Consider the following 26137-nt stretch of genomic DNA (forward strand, 5'->3'; position numbering starts at 1 on the left):
TCGTGACAGAACAAACCAATAAGAAATTGATGCTGGATGAGTCTCCAGATATGCCCCTGCAATTCAAGTGGAGAAAGTTTGGTGGTGCGATTTTTACTGCCACGCAAACAATGGAGCACGTCAAGGAAGGACGTAAGCTCGGGCCGACTCCAGCAGGGATGCTACCTCAAGAAGTGTGGCTGAACCGCCTGATCGCTATGGAAGAAACCCTGCCACGAGGGAAGTTTTTTGACAGATTCCGCCGCCGCGACAAAAACGAGCAGTATGACTTGGCCGCCGATCATCTCCGTCTTGTCGGACAGAAAAAGCGATAGGGGGATAGATGAAAGCCCAGGCATACCCACCATCAGTCATTCGTAAAGGCGCTGTGTTGTACGCAGCCCTTTATTACATCTCTGATGATGATAAAGCAAAGGTCGAGGTTACAGAGTGGATAGTTCGCTCTATTCAGAAACGACGCAACTCAACCAGCGATCAACGCTATGTCAATCTTGCCCAAAAGTTAGATGGGATTACGTGGGGGAAAAGGTCACGGAAGAATGGGGACTTTGGTTGGTTGCCATCTATACCGAGCTGGTGCTTGAAGCAGTTCCGGGAAGGTGGCGAATTGCCTTTTGGCGTTTATACGACGCGACTGGCCGCTCTCAAGTTTGCGAAAGTCAGCTTGCAGGAAGAGGTCCAATATTGCGAGGCCGAGCTGAAAAAGGCTCAGACAGAAGAGGATACTCAGGAACTCCAAGAGGAGCTGGCGGAGAACCAGAGACTTCTGAAAGCTGCTGGAGCAATGGTGAAGCGCGAGCAAAACAAGAAGAAAAGAGGTTGACCAATGTTACCGATCGTCTCCCCCTCCGTAGTAACCAAACAACTTGCGTTCAATCGAGTAGGCGATAAACGCAAGGTTAGGGTTTCGTCCAACTTTTTGGATGTTATGGGGTTCAAGCCAGGTATGGGCATCGCCGTTGAGCCAGGGGAGGGGATGGGCGGTTTTTCGGTGATCCCAGCGACCGATGAACTACAGACACACCAGGTTTATCAGCGCCGGTATCAACCAAAGAGTCGCTCCAACAACCCGCTGGAAACCGTTATTGAGTTTTCTGGACAAGGGCTCATAGATAAGTGCTTCCCTCGCTATACAGAGCGTTTCCACGTCGAAATGCGAAAAGGTCGAGTAGTCTTCACTCCCGTCGCAAACAGAGCCTTTGCCATTGCTGATCGGTTCAGAAAAACCAGCCCTTTCCGTGCCTTTGTGGCATTGACTGGCGGGGTAGACATTCATGTTATGGAATCGCTTGGCTGGAAGGCTGAGATTGTTTTGGAACATCGTCCAGTTGAAGCCAGAGACAGAGCATCCGGGCGGAACCTGAGTGAAGTACATGCGCTCAATACGCTGGTGAACAGCTCCCCGCGTATCCTGCTGAATGAAGACATTCATCACCTGGAGCTGGATCGCCTTGGAGCCTTGCTGGCGGAGTGCCCACCAATTGGTTTGGCCCATTACTCGTTGGGGTGTGATGACCACTCAAACGCCAAAAGTCCAAGGGACAAAGAGCGTTCTCTTGAAGATCTCTCCACCATGCTCGACATGGTTTACCCGGCACTAAAACAGATCGAGGTCGTGAACCCTGCCGTCGTGCTGGTGGAAAACGTCCCGAACTTCAAAGCATCCGGAGCCGGGGCGATGATGGGAACGACACTGCGGCGGATGGGGTACTTCCTCACTGAGATGGTCTTGAACGGTCTGGATTTCGGCGCGTACCAGGGGCGAGAACGCTATTACATGGTGGCGTCGGTCTTCCCTGGGTTCGTTCCACCGAAACCTGAGCAGAGAGCTGGTGGACGATTGTGGCCGGTGATCGAGAAGCACCTCGGGGATTGTGCAGACGTCACAGCGTTGAAGTCAATTCAGGCCAGAGAGTCAACTTCTCGCAGGATGCCTGCGTTCTTGACGAGAGAAAGCACCAGTTGCCCGACCATCCTCAAGTCTCAGGATCGTGGGGTAAAGGATGCAGTGTACATCCAAGACGGTGGCCGCATTTACAAGCCATCGGTCGATCTGGTTCAGGAGTTGATGTCGATACCTGATAGCTTTGATATTTCGTGGATGGCAAAAGAACAAGCGACAGAAACACTTGGGCAGAGTGTGGATTACAGATTGCATTCAGCGGTCATGGCCGCAGTTCGGGATCACCTGAATGTGAATTGCGGTCGCCATACCGTGGTGCAGCACGGTATCAGAAGTAAGGAAGGTAAATAATGGCAGTCATTTACTACGGCGAGGGAACCCATGACGCCGGTTTCGTCGGGTTCCGTGTCGCACGAACAGTTGGGGTGGCGGATGATTACCGGCAGGAATACTTCTCCTTGAGAGAGTATTCCTACGCAACAGCTCACCGGCTGGCCTACAGCTTGGACCGAAAGTGGGAAGCTGAGGCAGAAGAGGTGAAGCGTCAGAATAAGACTTGTAAGCGGCGACGCAACTCCGGGCCAAATATCATTGCTGAGGGGCTGAGGGCTTATATCAGTATCGAGAACCGGAGCCGGATGGGGGTGAAGAGAACCTACTTCGCACCTTGTTTTCTCGTCACAAAGCCAGGCTACGGCAATGGGGATATTGTTTTCAGGATTTCCACTCATGGCTACGCAGAAGCCTACGAAAAGGCGGTGGAAAAATATTGTGAGATCCATGATTTGACGGATGAGCAGTATGTTGAGTTGCTTGACCGTATGCCGAGTACAGAGGTGTTCACTGGATACCTGCTGAATGCTCTTTTAATACGCGGTCATCGCGCCACAAAAGCTGAAATACTGAGTAAGCTGGGGGCTGCGAAGAATGAAGATGACATCACCAATAGCAAAGGGAAAAGCGGCCACAACAGAGTGCGTTGCCCAGAGTATCGGTGGGCGCAATAACAGCGCCAGATGTTCAAACCATGTTTTATAGCAACACCTCTTTGGGGGCGGAATTATGTTTTTTGATAACAAAGTAGAATCTCACTCGCTCGTAATGGGAGCCAGCGGGAAGGGCAAATCGGTCTTGTCCGAACAAGTGCGGAAAAACGCGAGGCTGCGCGGTGATCTGCTGGTGGATACTGAGATGTACCGTGAAGGTCGAGGGTTGAAACCATACGAGCATGAGTACGCTCGTCGCTTAGTTCTGGGGCTAAGTGGACCGTTGCCGCGTGAACTGCGTGGGAAGCCGGTGACGGTTATCTCTGATGTGTCCAGACCAAAAAAGGTAAAGCGTCAGCCAAAGCAATTTGTTAAGACCGTAAATGGCGTCACCCTTGAACGCCAATTGGTGGCAGATGCAAGAGACCAGTTGGAAATGCAAACAGGCGTCTGGCTCAAACAACCTCAGCTCATCGAGCTGATGGAAGAGTCGGGCATAGACGAAACTCTAGCCGATTTTGGTGAGGCTGAAACACAGATCCGAGAAATGCTGGCGGATGCGTTGGCGATGAAACTGGTAGGGCGCTCATGGCCCAAGTGTGGAGCCCTCTATAACGCGGCAGAAAAGTCCGACGTTAACTTTTCCTCCGAGCTTGATGCTGCGGCAAAAGAAGCTGGATACATGGTTCGCTGAATGGGATTTGGTGTGGACAAGATAGATCGGCAAAGTTGGCTCGTTAAATTCAGGCGAGCGAAGTGTCAGGACACTTTAGACACGATGCGGGATGCGGCCATTCGCAACTATGAAGGGAATATTCGTGTTATCGCGGATATTGTATTGGCCCATGAGGCGAGAGAGACAGAAATTGAAAAAGGGATGTTTTGTCTAATAGTTAGATAGTCTGATGAGCTATCAGGTGGTGATTATGAAAAAGAGAATACTTCATCTGCCCGTAAAAAAGATTTACTTCGATCAGATCAAATCTGGAGAAAAACCAGATGAATATCGCCTCGTCACAGACTACTGGATAAAAAGACTAGAGGGGCGCGAGTATGATGAAGTCCATGTTAAGTGTGGCTACCCAAAGGCTGGAGATATGTCCAGGATAGAGATTCGTCCTTGGCGTGGCTTCTCAAGGAACGTCATAACGCACCCGCACTTTGGAGATTATCCGGTTGAAGTATTCGCCATCCATGTGAATTGATTTTGGTATTCTGATTTAAAACTATTGTAGCTCAGGTATCAAAAGAACTTGGGTAATTAAAGATAAGGGGCCGACGGCCCCTTAATTGTTTTAGTTTGTGAATATTGAACAATCGAGGTGGGATAGCGCTTGTTCGTAGCTACCTTTGTTGTTCGTCTTACGCAGTGCCACCAGCTCAACAATCAATTGGCTTAAAGCCAGTGATTGAGGCTCCCAGACGCGCTTGCATTTGTCAGCCATGTTGGCATTTACGTCTGTAATGACGTAGAGGAAATCAGGGACGTCTTTCAAGGTCCCCAGGCCTTTTGCCATATCAACAGCCTCAGGGTTTTGATAGCTTCGAGTGGCGCTCAGGTCATCGTGGGAAATATAGCTGGCAGATGTCTCAGCGAAACCTAACACCATGCCTTTTCCTGCGCTTTTTGCAATGGCCGAGCCGATAGCTAGAGTTGGCATGATGGCCTGACCTATTTGGCGGGTAGATGCAGTTGCCAAGCCTGAGGCGATGTTCTTCCCGGCATCTTCGGCAGTGGCAGAGCTGGTTGTGAGCATCGCAGTTAAAATGATTTTTCCAAACATACTTAATTCCTCTATCAATCCATAAAGTCCGACTTTTTGAAGGGCATAGTGCCTTTGCAATCGGGATACGCTGTGCAGCCCCAGAACTTAGAGGCTCGTTTCTTGCCAGGGGCTTTTCCTTTCCTGAGACGCATCGGGCTACCGCAATCTGGGCAGTCTGGACAATCCTCCGCCGCGATACGTTTCTCGGGTTTCCCTCGGTTGTCTGGGAACGTCTTCTTGCAAGCCTCGTTCTGGCAGCCCCAGAAAAAACCGTTCTTCCCTTTGATCCGGTGCATCTCTCCACCGCAGTTGAAGCATTCGTGTGAAGGAGGCTTCGCGCCCTCGAAGGCTTTAGCCATCGCGCCACCTTCTTTGGTCAGAACCGGTGCGGCCACTTTGAGCTGCTCAACCATTTGGCAGATCCAGGTGGAAATCTGCTTCATGAAGACAGACATGTTCCCGGAGCCGGAGGCAACTTTCTCAAGCTCCTGCTCCCAAGCCGCAGTCATGCCGGGTGATTTGATGGCTGGTGGAAGCACTGCTATAAGCGCATGAGCCTTATCAGTTGCAAGCAGTACCTTTTTCTGACGCTTGAAGTAGCCTTTATCAACAGCGCCCTGGATGATGCTTGCGCGTGTTGCTGGAGTGCCTAAACCGGCTGTGTCTTTGAGGATTTGTTTGAACTTCTCCTCAGTCACGAACCGGGCAATGTTCTCCATCGCGGCAAGCAATGTGGCTTCGGTGAAGTGCGGTGCTGGCCGCGTCATTTTGTTTGCCAGCTCGGCCCCATTCAGCAAGGCAGGTTCGCCCTGGCTAACCCTGGGGAGCTTCTCTTGTTCAACCGGCGCGTCGGTGTCTTCCCCCTCGTCCTTGGGACTGCTTTCACTATCAGAAGCAAACAAAACCTTCCAGCCTTGTTTGGTAGGTGTCTTACCAGCGGACGCAAAGAGGTGACGCCCACACTGCACCTCGATGGAGGTTTTGGTGAACTCGAACTCGCTGTAGAACTGCGCGATGTAGAAACGACGGATGGCGTCGTAAAGATTGAACTCGATCTCAGACATGGCACTGATGTCTGTTCTGGCCGGTGTTGGAATGATCGCGTGGTGCGCGGTCACTTTGGCGTCATTGAATACCCTGGCCTTGCGATGAGGATCTGCGCCAGCCACCAGCCCAGAGACGTTCTGATCGGACAAAATGAGCGCCTGGAGAATGTCCGGAATGTCTTCCTTTTGGCTCTCGGGTAGATAACGACTGTCAGTACGAGGGTAGGTGGTCGCTTTGTGCGTCTCGTACAGAGCTTGAGCTGCATCCAGTACCTGCTGAGCTGTGTATCCCCATCGTTTGCTCGCGTATTGTTGCAGCGACGTTAGATCGAAGGGGAGGGGGGCTGACTCTTTACCTGGTTTGGTTTCTGCTTTGCTGATAACAGCATTGGCACCATTGACCTGGGAGGCTACCTGCTCGGCATAGGCCTTATTGACGCACCGGCCTTGCTCGTCACTGCACTCTTCTGGTGGTATCCATTGGGCGGCAAACTGTCCATTCTGTACGGACACGTTCACACCCAGAGTCCAGTATGGTGAGGGGGTGAAACCGGCGATCTCTCGGTCCCGTTGACAAACAAGAGCGACGGTTGGGGTGATAACCCTGCCAACGTGAAGAGTGTGGTTGAAGCCGACATCTCGGGCCAGCACTGTGTAGAGGCGGCTCACGTTCATGCCTACCAACCAGTCAGCGCGTTGCCGTGCCAATGCGGCGTAGTAGAGTGAGACCGTATCCTTGCCATCCTTTACGTTGTTCAGCGCTTTCTTGATGCTTGACTCATCGAGAGCCGTCAAACAAACTCGGCGAATAGGGCCAGAGTAGCGGAATCGATCCAGAAGCGAACGGGCGATAGCCTCACCTTCTCGGTCGTAGTCCGTTGAGATGTAGATGGTGCTCGCCTTTTTGACCAGTCCCTCAACAATTTTGTACTGTTTGAACGCACTCTTGCGAACGTTGTACCGCCATGACTCTGGTGCAATAGGGAGGGTCTCCAGTGACCATGACTTGTAGCGTTCGTCATAATCGTCTGGCATATACAATTCCAGCAGGTGGCCGAACGCCCACGTAATAACGCGGTTTCCTCCATCATGGAGAAATCCATCACCTCGTTGGGAGGCCTTCATTACGCCAGCCAAATCTTTTGCCTGAGAAGGCTTCTCGCAGATATAAAGGTCCATTAAGCAGCTCCTCTCATCTTTGATTCCAGATTCGCCAGCTCAGTCCAGCTTTGAGCCAGACCTTTGACTTCGGGGTAGTCTCTGGAGAGGTTTTCGAGGACTCCAGAAATGACATAGGCCGCTTCGCTGGAATTACCCCTCGAACCGGCCTCCTGGAGCATGATTAATAAAGCGTCGAAGAGCTCAGCCTTACGGCCTAGCTCTGTCTGGTTTCTTATTTCAGAGCTTTGCATGGGTTCACCACTGAATAGGGACGCACGGACTCGCGCACAATGCGGCGATCTGCGTCAGTTACAGCCTGACTGGTGCAAAAGTGCGTCCAGGCATTCAGATAATCTTTATAGGTGTGGGTAGGTGGTATGCAGCCGGTTACAACGTCCTTGGGGATGTTTGTGGTTCCCTCGGCTTCCACAAAGCGCCAATCGTGCTCGTCCATACCTTTGCCACCATCGCAATAGCGTTCCCAGCGTGACAACTCGTACAGCGAGTAGCCTTTGCCTTTATTCATGGACTTGAAGGTATTGATGGCTTCGTTGACATCCCCGTGCTGTTTGATCCCTGCTGGAGTTTTATCTGAACCAGCGGAGTCATCTTTGACCTTGTTCATCGTTGCGCTGACATTACCGTCGCCCAGCACATGGATATAACCAGGTTGACGTAATGCAGCACCACCGCGCCCCATGTTGTCCCATGCCATCGACAGTTCCCGGCTAACTCGGGCAGGTTTGTCATTTTCGGCAGGGGCAGTCTGGGGCTGAGGCTTTTGCTCGGGGGCGTTAGAGGCACACCCGGCCAGAATTGCCACTCCCAGAATTGCTATCAGTTGTCTCATCGTGTCGTTCCTCATAAAAAATTGTCGATGAGCCCATTCTAAAAGGGGGGGGATGGAAAGCTGGTTTCTCAAACTGCCCAAATTGGACAGATAGGCGTGTGTGCGATCTAAAGGTGTTTTGAGAGCATGTAGCGACGAGAAATACGATAGGAATATGGTCAACCTACATGCTGAAAGCCCTTAACAAGTTATTTGGTGGGCGAAGTGGAGTGATCGAGACCGCGCCGAGCGTCAGAGTGTTGCCGCTTAAAGACGTGGAAGATGAAGAAATCCCTCGATACCCACCTTTTGCCAAGGGCCTGCCAGTGGCCCCACTAGACAAGATACTGGCAACCCAAGCTGAACTGATTGAGAAAGTGCGGAACTCTCTCGGTTTCACTGTGGACGACTTCAACCGGCTTGTTTTGCCGGTGATCCAGCGGTATGCCGCGTTTGTTCACCTGTTGCCAGCTTCCGAATCACACCACCACCGTGGCGCTGGTGGTCTGTTCCGACATGGGCTTGAAGTGGCCTTCTGGGCAGCTCAGGCATCTGAGTCAGTTATCTTTTCCATCGAGGGGACGCCTCGTGAACGCCGTGACAATGAGCCGCGTTGGAGACTGGCGAGCTGTTTCTCCGGGCTGCTGCATGATGTGGGTAAACCGCTCTCGGATGTGTCCATTACGGACAAAGACGGGTCAATCACATGGAACCCGTATTCGGAGTCACTTCATGACTGGGCACACCGTCACGAAATCGACCGTTACTTTATCCGGTGGCGCGACAAGCGACACAAAAGACATGAGCAATTCTCGCTGCTGGCGGTGGATCGAATTATTCCGGCTGAGACTCGGGAGTTTCTGTCCAAGTCTGGCCCGTCCATCATGGAAGCGATGCTGGAAGCTATCTCAGGAACCAGCGTCAATCAGCCTGTGACCAAGCTGATGCTTCGCGCTGACCAAGAGAGCGTCTCACGGGACCTTCGCCAGAGTCGTCTCGATGTGGACGAGTTCTCCTATGGTGTGCCTGTCGAGCGGTACGTGTTCGATGCCATCCGCCGCCTGGTTAAAACCGGAAAATGGAAGGTCAATGAGCCAGGCGCGAAAGTCTGGCACCTCAACCAAGGTGTATTCATTGCCTGGAAACAGCTTGGGGACCTTTATGACTTGATCAGCCACGACAAGATCCCCGGTATTCCACGAGACCCTGACACACTGGCCGACATTCTCATCGAACGTGGTTTTGCTGTACCAAACACGGTGCAGGAGAAGGGTGAACGTGCGTACTACCGCTACTGGGAAGTTTTGCCTGAGATGCTCCAGGAGGCGGCGGGATCGGTGAAGATCTTGATGCTCCGACTCGAATCAAACGACCTGGTGTTTACGACTGAGCCTCCTGCGGCTGTTGCTGCGGAAGTTGTTGGTGATGTTGAGGACGCTGAGATTGAGTTCGTTGATCCTGAGGAAGTCGATGACGACCAAGAGGAAGATGTGTCAGCTCTGAACGATGACATGTTGGCCGCAGAGCAGGAAGCAGAGAAAGCTCTAGCTGGTCTTGGCTTTGGTGATGCGATGGAGATGCTGAAAAGCACCTCAGATGCTGTCGAGGAGAAACCAGAGCAAAAAGATGCTGGATCAACGGAATCATCTAAGCCTGACGCTGGCAAGAAGGGTAAGCCGCAGAGCAAACCGGGCAAAGCAAAACCGAAGAGTGATACAGAGAAACAACCCCACAAACCAGAGGCAAAAGAGGATTTGTCCCCTCAGGACATTGCCAAAAACGCACCACCTTTGGCAAACGACAATCCGTTACAAGCACTCAAGGATGTTGGGGGTGGACTGGGGGACATCGACTTTCCGTTTGACGCATTCAGCGCATCGGCAGAGACAGCCAGCACTGACGCAACAAACTCAGAAATCCCAGATGTGGCAATGCCCGGAAAGCAAGAGAAGCAGCCAAAACAGGACTTCGTTCCACAAGAACAAAACTCCCTGCAGGGCGATGACTTTCCAATGTTCGGTAGTTCTGATGAACCGCCATCATGGGCGATTGAGCCGCTCCCTATGCTGACTGACGCACCAGAACAAACAACACCAGCGCCAGCAATGCCACCTACGGACAAACCTAATCTGCATGAGAAAGACGCAAAGACCTTACTCGTTGAGATGTTAGCCGGGTACGGAGAAGCATCGGCGTTGCTTGAACAAGCGATCATGCCTGTTTTGGAAGGTAAAACGACGCTGGGCGAAGTCCTATGCCTGATGAAGGGTCAAGCCGTCATTTTGTACCCGGATGGCGCTCGGTCGCTGGGTGCGCCGTCAGAGGTTCTCTCGAAGCTGTCCCACGCCAACGCGATTGTTCCAGACCCGATTATGCCAGGTCGCAAAGTTCGTGATTTCAGCGGAGTGAAGGCAATTGTACTGGCGGAGCAGCTTTCAGATGCAGTCGTAGCGGCCATTAAGGATGCCGAGGCGTCAATGGGGGGATACCAGGATGCCTTTGAGCTCGTCTCTCCCCCTGGCTTGGATGCAAGCAAGAATAAGTCTGCACCGAAACAACAAAGCCGAAAAAAGGCGCAGCAGCAGAAGCCTGAGGTTAACGCCGGTAAACCCTCGCCTGAACAAAAGGCGAAAGGTAAGGACTCCCAGCCACAGCAGAAGGAGAAGAAGGTCGATGTTACTTCTCCGGTTGAAGAGCCGCAGCGCCAGCCGGTCCAAGAAAAACAGAACGTGGCTCGCCTTCCTAAGCGGGAGGTTCAACCAGTGGCTCCTGAGCCCAAAGTTGAGCGTGAGAAGGAATTGGGACACGTCGAGGTGCGAGAAAGGGAAGAGCCAGAGGTTAGGGAGTTTGAGCCGCCTAAGGCGAAAACAAACCCGAAAGACATCAACGCGGAAGATTTCTTGCCGTCTGGTGTTACGCCTCAGAAAGCACTCCAGATGCTCAAGGACATGATCCAAAAACGCTCGGGCAGATGGCTCGTGACACCTGTCCTGGAAGAGGATGGCTGCTTAGTAACCAGTGACAAAGCCTTCGACATGATTGCCGGTGAAAACATCGGCATCAGCAAACACATCCTCTGCGGGATGCTGAGCCGGGCACAGAGACGGCCTTTGCTCAAGAAACGTCAGGGAAAACTGTATTTAGAGGTAAATGAAACATGACAATGAGTTATGACCCGCTCGCCTACGAGATGCCGTGGCGGCCCAACTATGAAAAAAATGCTGTAGCAGGCTGGCTTGCCGCCTCCGGCGCGGCTTTGGCCGTAGAGCAAGTCAGCACGATGCCTCCGGAGCCCTTCTATTGGATGACGGGGATCTGTGGCGTGATGGCGATGGCTCGTTTGCCAAAGGCTATCAAACTTCACCTGCTCCAAAAGCATTTGAAGGGGCGTGATCTGGAGTTTATTTCTATTGCGGAGCTCCAAAAGTACATCAAGGACACGCCGGACGATATGTGGCTTGGTAGTGGGTTCCTGTGGGAAAACCGCCATGCCCAGCGCGTGTTTGAGATCCTGAAACGCGACTGGACTTCCATCGTAGGGAGAGAGTCCACGGTCAAAAAGGTTGTCCGGAAGATACAGGGTAAGAAAAAGGAGCTGCCAATCGGCCAGCCCTGGATTCACGGGGTAGAACCCAAAGAAGAGAAGCTGATGCAGCCACTCAAGCACACTGAGGGGCATTCGCTGATCGTTGGGACCACCGGCTCGGGCAAGACCCGTATGTTCGACATCCTGATTTCACAGGCCATTCTGCGTGGGGAAGCCGTGATCATCATAGACCCGAAAGGGGATAAGGAGATGCGGGACAATGCACGACGTGCCTGTGAAGCTATGGGGCAGCCGGAAAGATTCGTCTCATTTCATCCAGCATTCCCGGAAGAGTCGGTGCGTATCGACCCTCTGCGTAACTTCACCCGCGTGACTGAAATTGCAAGTCGTTTGGCAGCGTTGATCCCGTCCGAAGCAGGGGCCGACCCGTTCAAATCATTTGGATGGCAGGCACTGAACAACATCGCTCAGGGCTTGGTCATCACTCATGATCGTCCCAACCTGACAAAGCTCCGCCGATTCCTTGAAGGTGGCGCTGCTGGCTTGGTCATCAAGGCCGTTCAGGCTTACTCAGAGCGAGTTATGCCCGACTGGGAGGCAGAAGCAGCGGCTTATTTGGAGAAAGTCAAAAACGGTTCGCGTGAGAAGATCGCTTTCGCGTTGATGAAGTTCTACTACGACATCATCCAACCTGAGCACCCAAACTCTGATCTGGAAGGCTTGCTGTCGATGTTCCAGCACGACCAAACCCACTTCTCCAAGATGGTGGCGAACCTCCTGCCGATCATGAATATGCTGACGTCCGGGGAGCTAGGCCCTCTGCTGTCTCCAGACTCATCTGATCTGAGCGACGAACGCCAGATCACTGATTCCGCAAAAATCATCAACAACGCTCAAGTTGCTTATCTGGGGCTCGACTCCCTGACCGACAACATGGTTGGTAGTGCTATGGGGTCCATCTTCCTGTCAGACCTGACAGCGGTTGCCGGTGACAGATACAACTACGGCGTCAACAACAGACCCGTAAATATCTTTGTTGATGAGGCTGCTGAGGTGATCAACGACCCGTTCATCCAGCTCCTGAACAAAGGTCGCGGTGCGAAACTTCGTCTTTTCGTTGCAACTCAGACTTTTGCTGACTTCGCAGCTCGACTGGGTAGCAAAGACAAAGCGCTCCAAGTGTTGGGGAACATCAACAACACGTTTGCTCTGCGTATCGTCGATGGTGAAACACAGGAGTATATCGCAGATAACTTGCCGAAGACCCGGCTCAAGTACGTCATGCGGACTCAAGGCCAGAACTCGGATGGCAAGGAGCCCATTATGCACGGAGGCAACCAAGGCGAGCGTTTGATGGAGGAGGAAGCTGATCTGTTCCCAGCCCAGTTATTGGGAATGCTTCCGAACCTGGAATACATAGCCAAAATTTCAGGCGGAACAATCGTAAAAGGCCGTCTGCCCATATTGACCCAGTAAGAGCAGAGCTATGTGTGACAAGAAGTATAGAAATTACGAGGTAGCCATCATGGTCGATGTGAACCCTTTCGACAGGGTTATGAATGAATTGAAAAGTCGTGGCCGCAAGAACGCTCACATCCTGAGCATCCTCCAATTCGACTGGCCTGCATCGGAGGCCATCATCGAGAAGCTGAGCTGCTACATCACAGACGGGATTAAGGCTAATCAGGAGCCTGTGATTTACCCGATCATTGAAGAAGCTCTGCATCGCTACAGCCAGCTCGTGTTTCATGAGCAGAGAGAGAAATATGAAGACCCGGCCAGAATTGGGGCATTTCTGGAAACCCTGATCACCGAAACCTGCCGGGCGTTGGAAGTGCAAATTGTCGATAGTGGCGGTGATTCATGGTCTGTCGATTCAGGAGAGTCGTTCTCACTGTGGCTTTCTTCCCATCCAGGAGAACTATCCATTAACCCGCAGCCCCATGAGGATGAGACCTCTTTGCGTGGCTTGCTGTATGAGCTCATCACCTGTGAGAGCGTGAAAACTGTTTTAAGGAGAACCGACTATGAAGAAGCCGTGGTTGCTGGTCGCATGGCTGCTGGTTATTGAGTTGCTGGCAATATTGCTGCTGATCCCTGGCGACTGGACAGACAGAGCCATCAAAAGGGAATCCGAGCTGGTGGAACAGAGTCTTGGTGTCGAAGCAAGAGACTGGATACAGAACAAAGCATCTACCTGGTTCAGGTCGAGCGTTATTGATTCAGGATTCTATGAGGGGATGTACCAAACGCTGATCCCATCAGAAGAGGAGCGCCAGAAGTCCAAGGGGATGCAGGACATGGGCAAGGGCTGGTTTGTGTGGGTCAAAGGCCGCATGGAAGCCTTTGTCAACGTCATTTACCAGTTCTACACAAGGTTGGCACTGTTAGCCGCGTGGGCTCCCTATATGCTGATCCTGTTCGTACCTGCGGTATATGACGGGATGATGACATGGCGAATTAAGCGGACCAACTTCGATTATGCGAGTCCGGTTCTCCATCGTTACAGCGTTCGCGGAACGATGTACCTGATGGCCGGATTGTTCATCGCGTTCTTCATCCCCATAGCGCTCGATCCGGTTGTCATCCCGATGACAATGATGACGTGCTGTGTCCTGGTTGGCCTGACGTTCGGCAACCTCCAGAAACGGGTATAGGGAGGGAGGATGAGCTACTCCGTTATAAATCAAGATGGGGTGCATCTGTGCGACATCCCATTGAACGTCTACCAGGTGATACGTCGCCAATCCTTGTCTGCGTTGTGGCTTTACTGGGCGCAGAGCTTGAATTTGGTGAAGGTGCTCATTGCTTGCGTCGGAAAGATGATCTTTGTGATGCCGGTAATGTGGTTCTGGGTGCTGGTGGTGTGCCGCTTGGTTGAACCAGAACGTATCTCAGACGTGTCAGGACTTATCTCTCCGGACGTGATCGGGTGGGCCGCTGGTGCGGCCATCACCCTCATTATCTTTTCCGTATTTACACGCCCAGCGTTGTACGGATACCACAACTTTTTCAAGCAGCATATTTGCTCAAGAGTAAAGCAAGTAACGCCGGAACTCAGAACAGTCACTGGGCCACTGTTCTTTTACCGAAACGAAATTGGAACGATATAGAGAGGAACCATGAAAGTAACTAATAGACTCCAACTGCTGGCACTGGGGCTGTGTATAGCCGGTACTGCCATCGCGGCTCCTGATGTGCTCAATGACGACGCAAAGCTCAAGAACCTTGAGAAGGTGTGTCCCGACTGTCAGATGGTGGCAAAAGATGTACTCAATCTGCGGGTTGAAAACTGCCAGCTCAAAGACACTTCCAGTGCAATGATGATTGGCACCATGCAAAATGACCCTATGTTTTCGTTTATGCTGGCTGTACACACAGCGGCAGGCTCGGAGGCATACAAAACGGTAGTTGGTGCCGCTGGCAACCATGTTGACTGTGAAAACCCGTTGAACTGGATCAAGCTGACCCAGCAAGCGATTAAAGGTGGCAAAGTCTAATGCGTAAGAGAGATTTCTTTTTTGGAGAGGTGTATGAGGGGAGTGGAGGAGCCACTCTACGACTGAGTGATATGGAACCATTGGCAAGAAAAGTGTCGGCAGAGTTCTTCACTGCACAACTGAACCGTATACTGAAAGAGCATGACGGTCAGTTGACGCTCAGCGATGGAACGTCGTACCCCAGCTTTTGGAGCTTCATCGACAAGGTTGATCCAGAGCAGGTTGGTTTCGTGGAGATCTACGCTCGGCAGGATGTTAACGATAATGTTGAAGCGACACTGGCGTGTGACATCGTTTTGGTAAATGGTGTGATCACCGTTAAACCTCACTGGTGTGCTTACAAAGACATCAGGGCTGACGAAGTGATTTCCACCTTACTGGTGCCTTTGCATTTGAAGGCTCTCCAGGGTAAGGCTTACATTCGCTGGGATGATGGTGAAACCGAACCTCTGTTACAAAACGACGACTATCAGGCTGAACTTGAAAATGTGTTTAGTGTTTCCAAGTACCCATCAGCCATGAGCTGGGGCGATACAGCAGACCAGAAGGTTAAGCAGTACAAGATGGACCTTGAGTGCGCCACAGATGTTGGTCGTCGAGGTGTCTCATCAGAGCAAGCATGGGATGCTTATCGAGAACTCCGTTACAATAGAACAGTGTGAAACAAGCGGCCATCGGCCGCTTTGAACTTTCACATGTGAAAGTTTTTCGCCTCCCGCTCTTATCATCTCCTCGAATAAACCTCCATAAAGTGCCCAAAATGGGCCGTAACAGCACTGTTCCTAGATTGATCAATTAAGAGACGATTACTCCGTGATGACGACAAGTTATTTGGAGGGTCTATGTCCGCACAAGCTCACGTCAGAGAAAGCGAAAGCTCATCTGGTTCATTCATCTCCTGGCAGTTCCTTGTCTGGCAGGTGATGTTCGTTATAGGTGTTGTTGCAGGGATGAACCTGGAACACGCATTCAATTTTCTAGGTTAATGGGAGGAAGTGTGAACCTTAATAAACAATTTTTCTGGTTTTTGATGAACGCGGTGCTGATGTGCATCTTCATCGTTCCAGTGGCCGTCGCGTTTTGGCTGTCTGCTTTTGCGGCAGGTTTTGACTGGAGTCAGTGGGTTAAGTTGGCTGCTGATACGGCCAACAGAGCTGCAAGTGACCCGGCCAAGGCTCTGGGCACGGTTCAGACCTACTGGGGCATTCTCAGCTTCTTCCTGCTGGCGGCGTACAGTCTGATGTTCAAGTTTAAAGCCAATGCTAACAAGGAAGTGAAAACTCTGGAGGTGGCCCGACCAGCCAATGAAGTTAGCGTTGCGGCTTCGGAAAAACATTCGGAAGCGGTTCCTCAAAATCAATAACCGATCCAGTAAACGCAAAAAAGGCGGCTTAGGCCGCCTTTTTTTATTTGTCGCTGGAAGTGCCCGAAAAGGGCGCGAAGCCGTGGCAGAAAATCAGTGACCCTGAATGAGAATACAGGCCACTAGGAAAAGAAGAGGGTTGCTATGAAGCCTGTAAAGATACCGCGCCGGGTCGATGAGCCCCCGCATCTGCTGTTGTGGAGCGCAGATGAGTTGGCCCCGATGCTTTTGGGGCTAACGATAGGGGTCATCATCGGTAAGGCTCTGATCTGCTTTCTGGGGGGGTTACTTGTAACCAACCTTTATCGCCGATTCAGGGATAACCATCCGGATGGATACCTGCTCCACATGATCTACTGGGCCGGGTTCATCATGACCAAGGCCAAATCTCTCAAGAACCCGTTTGTCCGGAGGTATTTGCCTTGAACCTGAAAAAGTATCTCAAGACCTGGGAAGGGACCCAAACAGAAAATAAGTGGGGGCGAATCTTCCAGGGTGGTCTTATTGCTATCGTTTTCCTGCTGGTGGTCCAAGTATTCAGCAAGGAAACCATCGTCACTATCCAGCCTTTCACGCTCACGGAAGAAGCCTGGGTGACGAAAAGTAACGCCTCTCAGTCCTATAAAGAGGCTTGGGGTTTCGCTTTTGCTCAGCTCCTTGGCAATGTGACGCCAGGAACCGTTGACTTTGTGAAAGAACGGATCACCCCGCTTCTCTCCCCGAGCATCTATCAGGACGTGATTGATGCCATCGAAATTCAAGCTCAACAGATCAAGAACGACCGCGTAACCATGCGGTTTGAGCCGCGTTTTGTTGAGTACGAGCCCAAGAGCGACAAGGTGTTTGTCTACGGATATTCCTACGTCAAAGGGGCTTCTTCTAACGAAGAGCGTAGCGAACGCTCCTACGAGTTCGCCATCAAGATTTCAAACTACGCGCCCGTGCTGGACTACATCGACACCTATGTAGGAAAGCCACGCACCAAAACTGTTTTGGAGCAACTCCAGCGCAAAGAAGAAAACCGGAGAAAGCATGAAGAACAACGCTAAACTTTCGCTCCTGGCGCTGTCCTTGGCGCTTGGAACTTCAATGGCCTATGCCTCGGATGACATTCCTGTTGTCCCGGCCAGTGTTATGAAAAAGGATGTTCCTGCCCCTGTGACGTCAGGACAAAGCTCCCATGAGGTTGTGGGCAGCATGAATGAAAACCCCTTACTGACGATGAAGCCGGGGGTTAACCAGATCATCCCGATAGCCGTTGGTCATCCGAACCGAATCGTCACGCCTTTCAGCAATCCTGAGATCGTTTCAACATCTCTGACCGGGGCGACGGATAACGGCCAGTGTGGTGAGGTCTGCATCAAAGAGAATGTGGTCTATGTCGCCACGGATAAGCAGTATCCGGTGACTATGTTCATTACTGAAAAAGGCTCGGAAGCCCAAGCTCTCAGCCTGACGATGGTTCCCCGTCGTATTCCGCCCAGAGAAGTCTTTCTCAAGCTCGATGGTGGTGTAGGTATCACTGGTGCTTTTGCCAATACCAAGGCTGAGACCTGGGAACAGAGCCAGCCTTATGTCGAAACCATCCGGTCGGTATTCCGCAAGATTGCTCTTGGTGAAGTCCCTCAAGGTTACACGTTGAACCGCATCCCTGCTGGTGCTGCGGTGCCGAGCTGCGCTCATCCTGGGGTAAAGGTGGATTTCAGCAAGGGGCAATACATGATGGGCCACCACCTTAACGTGTTCATCGGTGTCGCCCTGAACGTCTCTGATCAGCCTATTGAGTTCAAAGAGGCGTTGTGTGGGAGCTGGGATGTGGCTGCGGTGACTACGTGGCCGCTTAACGTGCTTGAGCCCGGCCAGAAGACGGAGATCTATGTGGCGAAGAAGCAGAAGCGTGGTCTCGCACCAACGTCTAAGCGTCCATCGCTGCTGGGAGGTGCCCAATGATTAAGCGATTTTGGACACAGTTAGACCCCAACAAGAAGCGTTGGGTGTCTATCGCTGGCGGCGTCTTCGTTCTTTTTGCGGTCGTGACAATGTTCTCTGGTGAACCCAAGAAAGAAGAGAAGCGCGGTCGCCAAGAAACCATCAAGCACGTTCTCACAGACAAAAACACCCGTGAGATCGGGATAGATTCGTTGTCTGCCGATGTGAAGATGGTGTCTCGTGAAAACTCCGACCTGAAAAAGGAGCTGGAACGAGTCAAGAAAGAGCTGGAGGAAACCAAAACCACTGCCGGGAAATCCAGTGATGTTGGCCGTGAGATGACCCGCCTTCGTCAAGATTTGGACCGCCTGACCCAGAAGAACATGGAATTGGCTAAGAAAGTCGAAACCGGCGCTGCTGGTGGAAAAACATCCTCTTCATCAGAGGATGCCAGAGCCGATGTTAATGGTGCATCTGGTGGTGATGGTCAGTTCATGGAGAAAAAGCTCGACTACAAAGATCCTGCATCCTTTTTTCGGGACGCACCGCTTCCTGACTCGAAGGGTGGGGCTCCTGCAACTGGCAAGGGAGACGGTCGTGATGCAACTAAACCAGGCATCCAAATAGTGAGCTACTCGCAGAAAGCGCCAGAAGTTGAAGAGAAGGACAACAAGGATGATGAGTCTATCTACCTACCTTCTGGCTCCATCCTGACAGGGGTGCTCATCAACGGTATGGACGCACCAACATCTCAAGGTGCTCGTCGAGATCCGTTCCCTTCGACCCTCAGGATTCAGAAAGAGGCTATTTTGCCTAACCGCTTCCGTGCGGATGTTCGTGAGTGCTTCCTGATTGTTTCAGGCTATGGAGATCTCAGTTCAGAGCGAGCGTACCTGCGTGGCGAGACCTTCTCGTGCGTTCGGGATGATGGGGGTGTCATAGAAGCGAAGCTGGATTCCTATGCAGTGGGTGAAGACGGTAAGGCCGGTGTCCGTGGTCGCGTCGTATCGAAGCAGGGGCAAATCATCGCCAAGAGCTTGATGGCAGGCTTCCTTGGTGGCGTTTCCGAAGCCTTTGACGTCAATCCTGTGCCGGTCGTTAGCACTAACCCTGGCTCAAATACCCAGTACCAGTCTGTGTTCTCCGACCAGATGTTGCAGGGAGCAGCAGTGAAGGGGGCCAGTAAGGCGCTAGATCGCATCGCTCAGTTCTATATCGACATGGCCGAAGGCATCTTCCCTGTTATCGAGGTCGATGCTGGCCGTCAGGTAGACATCATCGTGACCAAAGGAACCAAGCTACAAATTCGTTCCACCGGGGGAACCAAGAAATGAAAAATTTGAACATTTTGACCAGAAAGGGCAGTTCCAGAGGCGAGGCTCAAAAGGAACAGGCAGTAAGATCCGCAAAGATGTTGGGGGTGGGTGCAGCGCTACTTATTTTGTCGGGCTGTTCGACGTTCAACATCGGCAAGGATGAGTATAGCTGTCCGGGAATGCCGAATGGTGTTCAGTGTATGTCAGCGCGAGACGTTTACGCCGCAACCAATGACGGAAATGTCCCGCGTCCAATGAAACCAGAGGAAGTCGAGGCCAAAGCGGAAGCGGATGGCGAAGGTTCCTCAAACGTTTCAGCGAACTCATCTAGCTCCGGAGACCCGGTGATTGACAACTATGTCGCACCGCGTCTTCCGGATCGCCCGATTCCAATTCGTACACCAGCACAGGTTATGCGGATTTGGGTAGCTCCCTGGGAGGACACCAATGGTGATCTCATCGTGACAGGGTATGTCTATACCGAAATCGAACCGCGCAGGTGGGTGATTGGGGATGGCACACCGCAAAGTGAGCCAGTTTTGAGACCGCTGCAAACGGTACAACACGAACCGAAGTCTGAAACAACCAAATAGGAGATGTTCTTGATGAACGCAAATCAGTTGGCGAATGCCTCAAGTAAAAACAACGCACTCTTCCTCTTCCTGGGGTTGATGGTGGTAGCCTTCCTGCTCGTGCCGGATCAGGCCCACGCTGGTACTGGTGGTACAGCGTTTGACGACGTATGGGTAACTCTCAAGGATTGGACCCAAGGTACTTTGGGTCGAATCGTTGCGGGTGCGATGATCCTGGTCGGTGTTGTTGGTGGTATCGCTCGCCAGAGCCTCATGGCTTTCGCTATGGGTATCGGTGGCGGTATGGGCCTGTACAACTCCCCGACCGTAGTGGAATCCATCATGTCTGCTACTCTGGAACATGCAGAGAAGGTCATCCCGGCTGTTGTGCAACTCAGCAATGGCCTGGGGGTGTAAAAGACACCTTGCCGTTAATCAACGGGTGATAGGGGCAGCCTAAAAGCTGCCCTTATTTTTTGGCAAAAAGTCCAGTCATAACAAATTCCAACTATTTCCTTATTTGCTCAAAAAGGGCACTTCCACAGCCCATGTTTATGCACTCCCTCCCGTAACCTCCAGCATTGGGTTCTTGTAACTCAAAACGAATGGAGAATGCGATGATCAATTTCAAGCCTAAAATTCCGGCGATGCTTGGGGCTCTGGCGGTTCTTACCGCTGGTGCTGCTCATGCAGAGCTGCTGGAATACACCTTTAAGGCTCCAGATGGTACGCAACGGTCTCTGACTCCGAATGCCAACTATGCCAACCCAACGGGCAATATCTCGTTTGCCTTGAGTGCCGGTATCGACCGAAAGGTAAAGATTTCGGTGCTTCGGTCGGATGGAACAGTGGTTTCGACAGCGACCAGCCACCTTCTTGGGGCTACTGATCGCATCACAGTGGGTGGAAAATCCTACTATGGTGCGGAACTTCAACTACCAGCTCCAGTTGGTGGGGCATACACTATCAGGGCGGAAATTCTTGCCTCTGATGGTTCTACAGTACAGACGGATGAATACCCTCTTACTGTCGATGTGACGCCGCCAACCTACTCTTCGCTTGCCCCGGTTTATAGTAACTATGGGCAGGTTACTAGCGGTGATGTTTGGAAACTGGGTCTAGGTGGCTCTGAGGATAATGCCTTTTTGCTGTCAGGAATCTCTGATGAGTCACCCATCAAAGGCGTCAAAGCAAAGCTGTATCGTCAAGACGGTTCACTCTACAAAGATGTATCCGTGAACTACGATGACGCTAACGGACAAGCTAGACAGTCTTTCCAATCTGGCTTTTTCCCAGCCTCTGACTTGGATGAAGTGTTTACACTTCAGTTTGAGATAAGCGATAGCGCTGGAAATAGCTATCTTTCACCTCGTCAAAAAGTGATGTTTGATAGCATAACCAATGCTCCGTCTGCACCTTTTGGTGTTTATGACCCTTCAAGTACAAACAACTTAGGCCCTGGATTAACCGGATTTGTTGCTTACACTGAGGGCATGACAGTTAAAACTAACCCAATCAAGTTAGCTTGGCGTGTTCCGCGTGATAACTGGCATGAGTATAGAGAAGGTGGGATAAATATGACCAATGCCTTGGGAGAGATGTCCAAGGTAGGAGAAGATGCCAGCTATGTTTATCTCGTCACAACCGCACCTTATGGCAATACCGACGGCAATTATTGGCGTTGGGTGAACTTCGGCCAGTGGGGGGGAGGCGGTATTGCTTATAACCTCACACTCTCTCCATCAGCGCCTAAAAGTCCCAGACTTTTGGGTGTGGACTACAATTACAGTGATATAGGATGGTCTAGTTTTTACCGCTACTGGGTGAACAATTCTGTTCTTCCTGTCACTGTTAGTAGTATCCGTGTCAAAGTTGAACCAAGGCCTTACGTTCAAACTGCCGTTCACAGGGGAAGCTGTGAAATTCCTGTTGGTCAAGATAGCTGCGTGATTGCAAATAGCTTCACAATGGCTAAAGGCACAACAGGGTACGTCCACGATAATGCGACAGTTTTCAATCCGGATAAATCTCTTCGCTCGAATCCTCTTTGGGCAGAGGTTAACTGGAACGATCAGCACTACCCTCAGCTAAGTCAGCAGTTCGATCAAAATAGCAAGGTATTTACCTTATTCGTTAACCAGCCAGGACGAGGCGCTTACTTTGATAGGCTGCGTCTGCGAAGTGCATGGATTGAAGATAGCAAAGGCAACAAGCTGTCTCCAACTGGTGGGTTAATAGCCAACAACTGGGAGAACTACACTTACCAGTGGGATCTTAAAACTCTCCCTGAGGGGCAATACAGTCTTGTTGCCGCAGCAGAGGAGATGCACGGGCCTTTAACGCGACAACCAATGTTCCAGATAACGTCTGATAGAACGCCACCAACCATGACACTCAGTGTGGCAGATGGAGCAGCTATCCAGACTCTAGATGATGTTGTTATTACCTTGGCTGATGCTATCGACCCTTCACCTAAATTGACCTCTATTGCCCTTGTAGGGGGGCCTGCCAATGACAAGGTGCAGTTGTCTTGGCGTGAGGAGTCGAAAGGTCGATTCCGCCTTGAGTACCCGGTAATGTTCCCTTCTTTGAAGGAAGGGGAATCTTACACGCTGACTGTTTCCGGTGAGGATGCACAAGGCAATGCGGTTCAAAAGGCTGTTGGCTTCGAGTACAAACCTCGTCAGGTAATGCTGGCGGATGGGATGGATGGCAAGGTCATGGTCCCCGCTGTCACTCATGAATTTGTTCATGCAGATGGCAAACGGATCATCGAAACCAAGCCGCTGACGCTCAGTGATGGTGCTGTCGTGACAGGTTCATACGACGTGTTTGCGACCCTACGTTCTGATGCGAAAGTACCGCTGGTGGTTAATGGGGTGCGTATCGAGCCAGGCCAGACAATGGGGATCATGAGCCAACATGATTTCGGTGCGTCAGGTGGTCGTTTGAGCATTCCGGTTAAACCTGCTGTTCCTGATGTGGTCGGCTCTTCCAGCCTTCTTGTCATGACCTCCGCGCCGAACTCACCCATCTTGGTTGTGGACATCAATACCTGGAAAGGGACGGCTAAGCTCTCTGCTGAATCATGGACAATTCGCCAGGTCATTGACCCAGTGAAAATCTATGCCCTGCCAGAGTCGGGTGTGCCTTGCCGGTTCACCACGAAAGAGGATGTGGCTATGGCCGCAGACCCAATTCGTGACCCGGTGTGTTTGCTCCAGTGGGACAGAACTCCAGATGAGGCTGAACAAACTACGCAGGACAACAACGGGATGAAAGTTGCTGGGCTGGTGGGGCAGGCTGTGAGCATTGGTGAACAACCTGTCGAATACAGCCTGTACCTGTTCAGTGGTGACGGTTCCAAGGTAAAAGTTGGGTCTGGCTCTCAGAACCTGACGGTAACTACTGCCTATGGCTCTGTTGGCTACACCCCGATTGATGACATTGCTCAGGTGAATCGCGTCATTGAAGATTTTGATGTGAACTTCAAGCAGAGCAAGGGGCCAGACTGTTCTATAACCCTCAGCGCAGACCGTGCGAAAAAAGAGGCCGCGAACAAGGCTGTTGGTAGTGCAAGCCGTGCCTGTCTGTTCGAGTGGCAGCAGATCCCCGATGGATTGGTCCAAGACCCGTTATCGGAATCACCTTCGCTCTCTGGTTCATTGGCCTCCAACGGCGTTCATCCACTGGGGTGGCGGGTAAGTATTTTCACCCGTAACGGCACTAGGGTGACGTTGAACGACGAGACTTTCAATGTCGAAGCGGTTGACCCACCAGCTCCGACCGTTGAACTAGCCTCCGACTACAACTTCAAAGACAACATCTACTTGGTGCCGATGACAGGTAACTACCTGGGTGATGCCATTATCAACTCTGAACGAGCTGATCTGGATATTGCCATATCGCGCAACTCGGATGTTCTTGAGTCTGAGACCTTCACTCCGGGATGGGGTGCCACCAATAAGGTGTATCGCCGCATCAATACCGATGAGCGAGCGTTGTGGGAGGAGACCACCTACAAGGTGAACGCGGCCTACAACAAGGTGCCTGATGTGAAGACTGAGGTTGTCTACCGGGCTATCTCTGCACCTTCTGACAGTATCCGTCCTATCGTTGAAGTTAAAGGTGATACCGCGATTGACACCCAGGCATTGCCGGTTAGGGTTCTCATCCGTGATCAGTACAAACCTGATGGTGACTATGACGCTAACACGATGGGGGTGTGGAAAGTACGCCTGATCCAGCAAAAGGCCTACAACGAGACGGTTGCGCTCACTGATTATGCGGAAGCATCGAACGGTGAAGCTCAGTTCTCAGTAGACCTGTCTGGTGTGGATACTTCCTCCGTCCGTATCGCTGCTGAGGCTGTTCTGGAAAGCCCTGTTGAGGGTTACAACCGCACAGAGTTGTCTATCAGACCTGCCTTCTTGACAGTGCTTCGCGGTGGTGCCATCGGTGCTGGCGTGGAGGCTCGCAAGTTGTCTGGTGAAGCTCCGTTCACTGCTGTGTTCAAGCTATCTTTGGACGACCGTCAGGATCTCCGGGCTACCGGCCAGGTTGTGTGGGAAACCAGTAAGGACGACGGTAAAACCTGGGAGCAGTTCATCCCAGAAGATCGATACAAGTATCAGCTTGTGAAGACCTTCGACAAGGGGGAGTACCAGGTTCGGGCCAAGGTGGTGAACGTCAACTCAGGTGCGGAAAAGTACACCGAAGCGGTCAGTGTTGTCGCTTACGACAAACCTGATATTGCTGTTATCGGCCCGACCACGTTGTTTGTCGGAAGTGAAGGCAAGTACACAGCGAACCTGACGTTGAACGATGAGCCAATCTCCGGTGGCAATGCCATTGTTGAGTGGTCTACTGACGGTGGCAAAACCTACGCGCAGACAGGGGATAGCATCACGCTTTCGAGCGATGAAGAAACCCGATACCGCCTGTGGGCTCGTGTGCGCTCTGCCACGGCACCGGCTGATGACGGCTATGCCTATGAAGTTGCGAAAACGGCGGTTGACTTCCGAGCAGTGAAGGCACCTCGTCCTTACGTGACAGGGCCGCGAGTTATTGAGACCGGTAAGAAGTATGTGTTCAAAGCCGAAACCAGCCTGCCTTACCGTGGGATGGACGTGAAGCTGAACGGGTTCTTCACGCTGCCTGATGGCTCGATTGTGCAGGGTGATACTGCTGAGTACGAACCCTCTGACACTGACCTCAATCAGGCTACTGTAGAAACGAAGTACACCACCTGGATCGAAGGATACCGAGATCAGGGTGCAGAGGCTTCGCATAGCCTACGCTCCCGCGTTTGGCAGTATGTATGGCCGAGCTTCGGAATGCAGGTTAGGAAGAACGCAGACGTGGCTCCTGCGACGATCACCGCGTCAGTGCGGCCAATTGCCTTCAACGGCAAGCTGGAAGAGCCGACCTACGAGTGGGAGTTGCCGGAAGGCGCTGTGATTCAGGATCAGCGGCAGGATATTGTCCGGTCCTTTGTGATCAATGAGCCGGGTGATTACAACATCAAGGTCACTGTCCGTGATGCTCGCGGCCATGAGACCGTGATCGAGCAACCGCTCAAGATCGGCCAGGCAGCGCCCTATGCCATTGACCTGCAATACTCTGGCTCGAACAAATACGAGCGTGAGCCTCTGGATGTGCTGTTGCGACCGTACATTTCTGGCGGCCACCCACGCGACCGTATTTCGACTCGTGTTTATTCGGTAGATGGTACACCGTTGGAAAGCAGTGGTTACTACGGCAGAGCAACTCTGGGCGCTGGTGAGCACAGCATCAAGCTGAAAATAACCTCAGAAATGGGGCATGAAGCTGAGGGCGAGGTGAACATCAATGTTGCAGAGAACAAGTTGCCTGCATGTAGCCTGAGCTCACGAGAGACCGTTGGGTCGTGGATCGTCTATGCGAACTGCGAAGATACCGATGGCCGCATGAAGTCCTACGAATGGACCATTGCCGGTGAGTTGCAGAGCATCAGCTCTGATCGAGTGACTATCAGCAAGGGCACCTATGAAACGATGCCGACCATCTCTCTGGTTGGGGTCGATGACTCTGGGGGCAAATCCGAAGCTGTTACCATGAACTAAGGTTCATTCCTCTCAAAGCCCGGTTCAGACCGGGCTTTTTTTTGTATCGCGCTGGAATTGTCCAAATTGGGCTATTACAGAGGCGAGTCTATTTCCATCCCCCGGATACACTGCC

The 26137-nt window shown here is 51.9% G+C and carries 26 protein-coding genes; 22 read left to right on the forward strand and 4 right to left on the reverse strand.

Annotation, left to right across the window (positions count from 1 at the left end; all coding sequences use genetic code 11):
• The first annotated feature begins 2 nt into the window (after nucleotides 1-2).
• The 6 genes from R7P80_RS23415 to R7P80_RS23440 all read left to right on the forward strand — a co-directional run bounded on the left by R7P80_RS23415 (nucleotide 3) and on the right by R7P80_RS23440 (nucleotide 4094).
• Nucleotides 3-314, forward strand: a complete 312-nt coding sequence (locus tag R7P80_RS23415; RefSeq protein ID WP_002210541.1) for a hypothetical protein — start codon at nucleotides 3-5, stop codon at nucleotides 312-314.
• Nucleotides 315-322: 8 nt separating this feature from the next.
• Nucleotides 323-823 (forward strand): hypothetical protein, encoded by a 501-nt coding sequence (locus tag R7P80_RS23420; RefSeq protein WP_000647188.1) that lies wholly within the window; start codon nucleotides 323-325, stop codon nucleotides 821-823.
• 3 nt (nucleotides 824-826) lie between these two features.
• Nucleotides 827-2254 (forward strand): DNA cytosine methyltransferase, encoded by a 1428-nt coding sequence (locus R7P80_RS23425; protein WP_000936897.1) that lies wholly within the window; start codon nucleotides 827-829, stop codon nucleotides 2252-2254.
• Nucleotides 2254-2910 carry a hypothetical protein gene (locus R7P80_RS23430; RefSeq protein ID WP_000268552.1) on the forward strand — a complete coding sequence of 219 codons (657 nt, stop codon included), beginning with the start codon at nucleotides 2254-2256 and terminating at the stop codon, nucleotides 2908-2910. The genes R7P80_RS23425 and R7P80_RS23430 overlap by 1 nt, the downstream gene beginning before the upstream one ends.
• 124 nt (nucleotides 2911-3034) lie before the next feature.
• Nucleotides 3035-3583, forward strand: coding sequence for a phage head-tail adapter protein (locus tag R7P80_RS23435; RefSeq protein WP_225452416.1), 549 nt, complete (start codon nucleotides 3035-3037; stop codon nucleotides 3581-3583).
• Between the two features lie 232 nt (nucleotides 3584-3815).
• A complete protein-coding gene (locus tag R7P80_RS23440) occupies nucleotides 3816-4094 on the forward strand; it encodes a hypothetical protein (protein ID WP_000746034.1) in 279 nt (92 codons plus the stop codon).
• Between the two features lie 90 nt (nucleotides 4095-4184).
• On the opposite strand, the gene R7P80_RS23445 is transcribed toward R7P80_RS23440, so the two are convergent.
• From R7P80_RS23445 to R7P80_RS23460, 4 genes are read right to left on the reverse strand one after another with little or no spacing between them, the layout of a single operon-like run.
• Complete coding sequence (locus tag R7P80_RS23445) at nucleotides 4185-4673, reverse strand: hypothetical protein (protein WP_000467110.1); 489 nt, start codon at nucleotides 4671-4673, stop codon at nucleotides 4185-4187.
• A gap of 14 nt (nucleotides 4674-4687) precedes the next feature.
• Complete coding sequence (locus tag R7P80_RS23450) at nucleotides 4688-6880, reverse strand: DNA topoisomerase 3 (RefSeq protein ID WP_000366823.1); 2193 nt, start codon at nucleotides 6878-6880, stop codon at nucleotides 4688-4690.
• The gene (locus tag R7P80_RS23455; RefSeq protein ID WP_001191890.1) at nucleotides 6880-7113 is read right to left on the reverse strand and encodes a hypothetical protein; all 234 of its coding nucleotides are present in this window, start codon (nucleotides 7111-7113) and stop codon (nucleotides 6880-6882) included. The genes R7P80_RS23450 and R7P80_RS23455 overlap by 1 nt, the downstream gene beginning before the upstream one ends.
• Entirely contained in the window at nucleotides 7095-7712 is a 618-nt protein-coding gene (locus R7P80_RS23460) for a hypothetical protein (protein ID WP_001249395.1), read from the reverse strand. Before R7P80_RS23460 ends, R7P80_RS23455 begins: the two co-directional genes overlap by 19 nt.
• 167 nt (nucleotides 7713-7879) lie before the next feature.
• Here R7P80_RS23460 and mobH point away from each other — a divergent pair, with 167 nt between their 5' ends.
• The 16 genes from mobH to R7P80_RS23540 all read left to right on the forward strand — a co-directional run bounded on the left by mobH (nucleotide 7880) and on the right by R7P80_RS23540 (nucleotide 26022).
• A complete protein-coding gene (gene mobH / locus R7P80_RS23465; protein ID WP_001326173.1) occupies nucleotides 7880-10852 on the forward strand; it encodes a MobH family relaxase in 2973 nt (990 codons plus the stop codon).
• Nucleotides 10849-12714: a conjugative transfer system coupling protein TraD gene (gene traD / locus R7P80_RS23470; RefSeq protein WP_000178857.1), complete on the forward strand. Its 1866-nt coding sequence runs from the start codon at nucleotides 10849-10851 to the stop codon at nucleotides 12712-12714. Before mobH ends, traD begins: the two co-directional genes overlap by 4 nt.
• 49 nt (nucleotides 12715-12763) lie before the next feature.
• Nucleotides 12764-13309: a hypothetical protein gene (locus tag R7P80_RS23475; RefSeq protein WP_000228720.1), complete on the forward strand. Its 546-nt coding sequence runs from the start codon at nucleotides 12764-12766 to the stop codon at nucleotides 13307-13309.
• Nucleotides 13266-13895, forward strand: coding sequence for a DUF4400 domain-containing protein (locus R7P80_RS23480; RefSeq protein ID WP_000743449.1), 630 nt, complete (start codon nucleotides 13266-13268; stop codon nucleotides 13893-13895). The genes R7P80_RS23475 and R7P80_RS23480 overlap by 44 nt, the downstream gene beginning before the upstream one ends.
• Nucleotides 13896-13942: 47 nt before the next feature.
• Nucleotides 13943-14119 carry a hypothetical protein gene (locus tag R7P80_RS23485; RefSeq protein ID WP_169342285.1) on the forward strand — a complete coding sequence of 59 codons (177 nt, stop codon included), beginning with the start codon at nucleotides 13943-13945 and terminating at the stop codon, nucleotides 14117-14119.
• Between the two features lie 241 nt (nucleotides 14120-14360).
• Nucleotides 14361-14738 carry a hypothetical protein gene (locus tag R7P80_RS23490; protein WP_000869297.1) on the forward strand — a complete coding sequence of 126 codons (378 nt, stop codon included), beginning with the start codon at nucleotides 14361-14363 and terminating at the stop codon, nucleotides 14736-14738.
• On the forward strand, nucleotides 14738-15400 hold the full coding sequence (locus R7P80_RS23495; protein ID WP_001231464.1) for a hypothetical protein: 663 nt from the start codon (nucleotides 14738-14740) through the stop codon (nucleotides 15398-15400). Before R7P80_RS23490 ends, R7P80_RS23495 begins: the two co-directional genes overlap by 1 nt.
• Nucleotides 15401-15580: 180 nt before the next feature.
• Complete coding sequence (locus R7P80_RS23500; RefSeq protein WP_001275801.1) at nucleotides 15581-15724, forward strand: hypothetical protein; 144 nt, start codon at nucleotides 15581-15583, stop codon at nucleotides 15722-15724.
• A gap of 11 nt (nucleotides 15725-15735) precedes the next feature.
• The gene (locus tag R7P80_RS23505) at nucleotides 15736-16101 is read left to right on the forward strand and encodes a hypothetical protein (RefSeq protein ID WP_001052530.1); all 366 of its coding nucleotides are present in this window, start codon (nucleotides 15736-15738) and stop codon (nucleotides 16099-16101) included.
• 144 nt (nucleotides 16102-16245) lie between these two features.
• Nucleotides 16246-16527: a type IV conjugative transfer system protein TraL gene (gene traL, locus R7P80_RS23510; protein WP_000805625.1), complete on the forward strand. Its 282-nt coding sequence runs from the start codon at nucleotides 16246-16248 to the stop codon at nucleotides 16525-16527.
• Nucleotides 16524-17150: a TraE/TraK family type IV conjugative transfer system protein gene (locus R7P80_RS23515; RefSeq protein ID WP_001049717.1), complete on the forward strand. Its 627-nt coding sequence runs from the start codon at nucleotides 16524-16526 to the stop codon at nucleotides 17148-17150. Before traL ends, R7P80_RS23515 begins: the two co-directional genes overlap by 4 nt.
• Nucleotides 17134-18051 (forward strand): type-F conjugative transfer system secretin TraK, encoded by a 918-nt coding sequence (locus R7P80_RS23520; protein ID WP_000794249.1) that lies wholly within the window; start codon nucleotides 17134-17136, stop codon nucleotides 18049-18051. Before R7P80_RS23515 ends, R7P80_RS23520 begins: the two co-directional genes overlap by 17 nt.
• Nucleotides 18051-19364 (forward strand): TraB/VirB10 family protein, encoded by a 1314-nt coding sequence (locus R7P80_RS23525; protein ID WP_024131605.1) that lies wholly within the window; start codon nucleotides 18051-18053, stop codon nucleotides 19362-19364. The genes R7P80_RS23520 and R7P80_RS23525 overlap by 1 nt, the downstream gene beginning before the upstream one ends.
• A complete protein-coding gene (traV, locus tag R7P80_RS23530; protein WP_000793435.1) occupies nucleotides 19361-19939 on the forward strand; it encodes a type IV conjugative transfer system lipoprotein TraV in 579 nt (192 codons plus the stop codon). Before R7P80_RS23525 ends, traV begins: the two co-directional genes overlap by 4 nt.
• A 78-nt stretch (nucleotides 19940-20017) precedes the next feature.
• The gene (gene traA, locus R7P80_RS23535; protein WP_064754699.1) at nucleotides 20018-20335 is read left to right on the forward strand and encodes a TraA family conjugative transfer protein; all 318 of its coding nucleotides are present in this window, start codon (nucleotides 20018-20020) and stop codon (nucleotides 20333-20335) included.
• A 200-nt stretch (nucleotides 20336-20535) separates the two neighbouring features.
• Nucleotides 20536-26022 (forward strand): Ig-like domain-containing protein, encoded by a 5487-nt coding sequence (locus tag R7P80_RS23540; protein ID WP_000606835.1) that lies wholly within the window; start codon nucleotides 20536-20538, stop codon nucleotides 26020-26022.
• Nucleotides 26023-26137: the final 115 nt, after the last annotated feature.

Origin of the sequence: Vibrio sp. 2092 (genome assembly GCF_033339635.1) — a bacterium.
In the GTDB taxonomy this organism is placed as follows: Bacteria; Pseudomonadota; Gammaproteobacteria; order Enterobacterales; family Vibrionaceae; genus Vibrio; species Vibrio alginolyticus.

Excerpts from the sequence above, each read along its gene's own strand:
- R7P80_RS23420 (WP_000647188.1), top strand. The coding sequence starts at position 323 with ATGAAAGCCCAGGCATACCCACCATCAGTCATTCGTAAAGGCGCTGTG.
- R7P80_RS23495 (WP_001231464.1), top strand. The coding sequence starts at position 14,738 with ATGCGTAAGAGAGATTTCTTTTTTGGAGAGGTGTATGAGGGGAGTGGA.
- R7P80_RS23425 (WP_000936897.1), top strand. The coding sequence starts at position 827 with ATGTTACCGATCGTCTCCCCCTCCGTAGTAACCAAACAACTTGCGTTC.
- R7P80_RS23490 (WP_000869297.1), top strand. The coding sequence starts at position 14,361 with ATGAAAGTAACTAATAGACTCCAACTGCTGGCACTGGGGCTGTGTATA.
- R7P80_RS23500 (WP_001275801.1), top strand. The coding sequence starts at position 15,581 with ATGTCCGCACAAGCTCACGTCAGAGAAAGCGAAAGCTCATCTGGTTCA.
- R7P80_RS23540 (WP_000606835.1), top strand. The coding sequence starts at position 20,536 with ATGATCAATTTCAAGCCTAAAATTCCGGCGATGCTTGGGGCTCTGGCG.
- R7P80_RS23480 (WP_000743449.1), top strand. The coding sequence starts at position 13,266 with ATGAAGAAGCCGTGGTTGCTGGTCGCATGGCTGCTGGTTATTGAGTTG.
- traL (WP_000805625.1), top strand. The coding sequence starts at position 16,246 with ATGAAGCCTGTAAAGATACCGCGCCGGGTCGATGAGCCCCCGCATCTG.
- R7P80_RS23520 (WP_000794249.1), top strand. The coding sequence starts at position 17,134 with ATGAAGAACAACGCTAAACTTTCGCTCCTGGCGCTGTCCTTGGCGCTT.
- traD (WP_000178857.1), top strand. The coding sequence starts at position 10,849 with ATGACAATGAGTTATGACCCGCTCGCCTACGAGATGCCGTGGCGGCCC.
- R7P80_RS23460 (WP_001249395.1), bottom strand. The coding sequence starts at position 7,712 with ATGAGACAACTGATAGCAATTCTGGGAGTGGCAATTCTGGCCGGGTGT.
- R7P80_RS23475 (WP_000228720.1), top strand. The coding sequence starts at position 12,764 with ATGGTCGATGTGAACCCTTTCGACAGGGTTATGAATGAATTGAAAAGT.
- R7P80_RS23455 (WP_001191890.1), bottom strand. The coding sequence starts at position 7,113 with ATGCAAAGCTCTGAAATAAGAAACCAGACAGAGCTAGGCCGTAAGGCT.
- R7P80_RS23450 (WP_000366823.1), bottom strand. The coding sequence starts at position 6,880 with ATGGACCTTTATATCTGCGAGAAGCCTTCTCAGGCAAAAGATTTGGCT.
- traA (WP_064754699.1), top strand. The coding sequence starts at position 20,018 with ATGGTGGTAGCCTTCCTGCTCGTGCCGGATCAGGCCCACGCTGGTACT.
- R7P80_RS23430 (WP_000268552.1), top strand. The coding sequence starts at position 2,254 with ATGGCAGTCATTTACTACGGCGAGGGAACCCATGACGCCGGTTTCGTC.
- R7P80_RS23440 (WP_000746034.1), top strand. The coding sequence starts at position 3,816 with ATGAAAAAGAGAATACTTCATCTGCCCGTAAAAAAGATTTACTTCGAT.
- mobH (WP_001326173.1), top strand. The coding sequence starts at position 7,880 with ATGCTGAAAGCCCTTAACAAGTTATTTGGTGGGCGAAGTGGAGTGATC.
- R7P80_RS23445 (WP_000467110.1), bottom strand. The coding sequence starts at position 4,673 with ATGTTTGGAAAAATCATTTTAACTGCGATGCTCACAACCAGCTCTGCC.
- traV (WP_000793435.1), top strand. The coding sequence starts at position 19,361 with ATGAAAAATTTGAACATTTTGACCAGAAAGGGCAGTTCCAGAGGCGAG.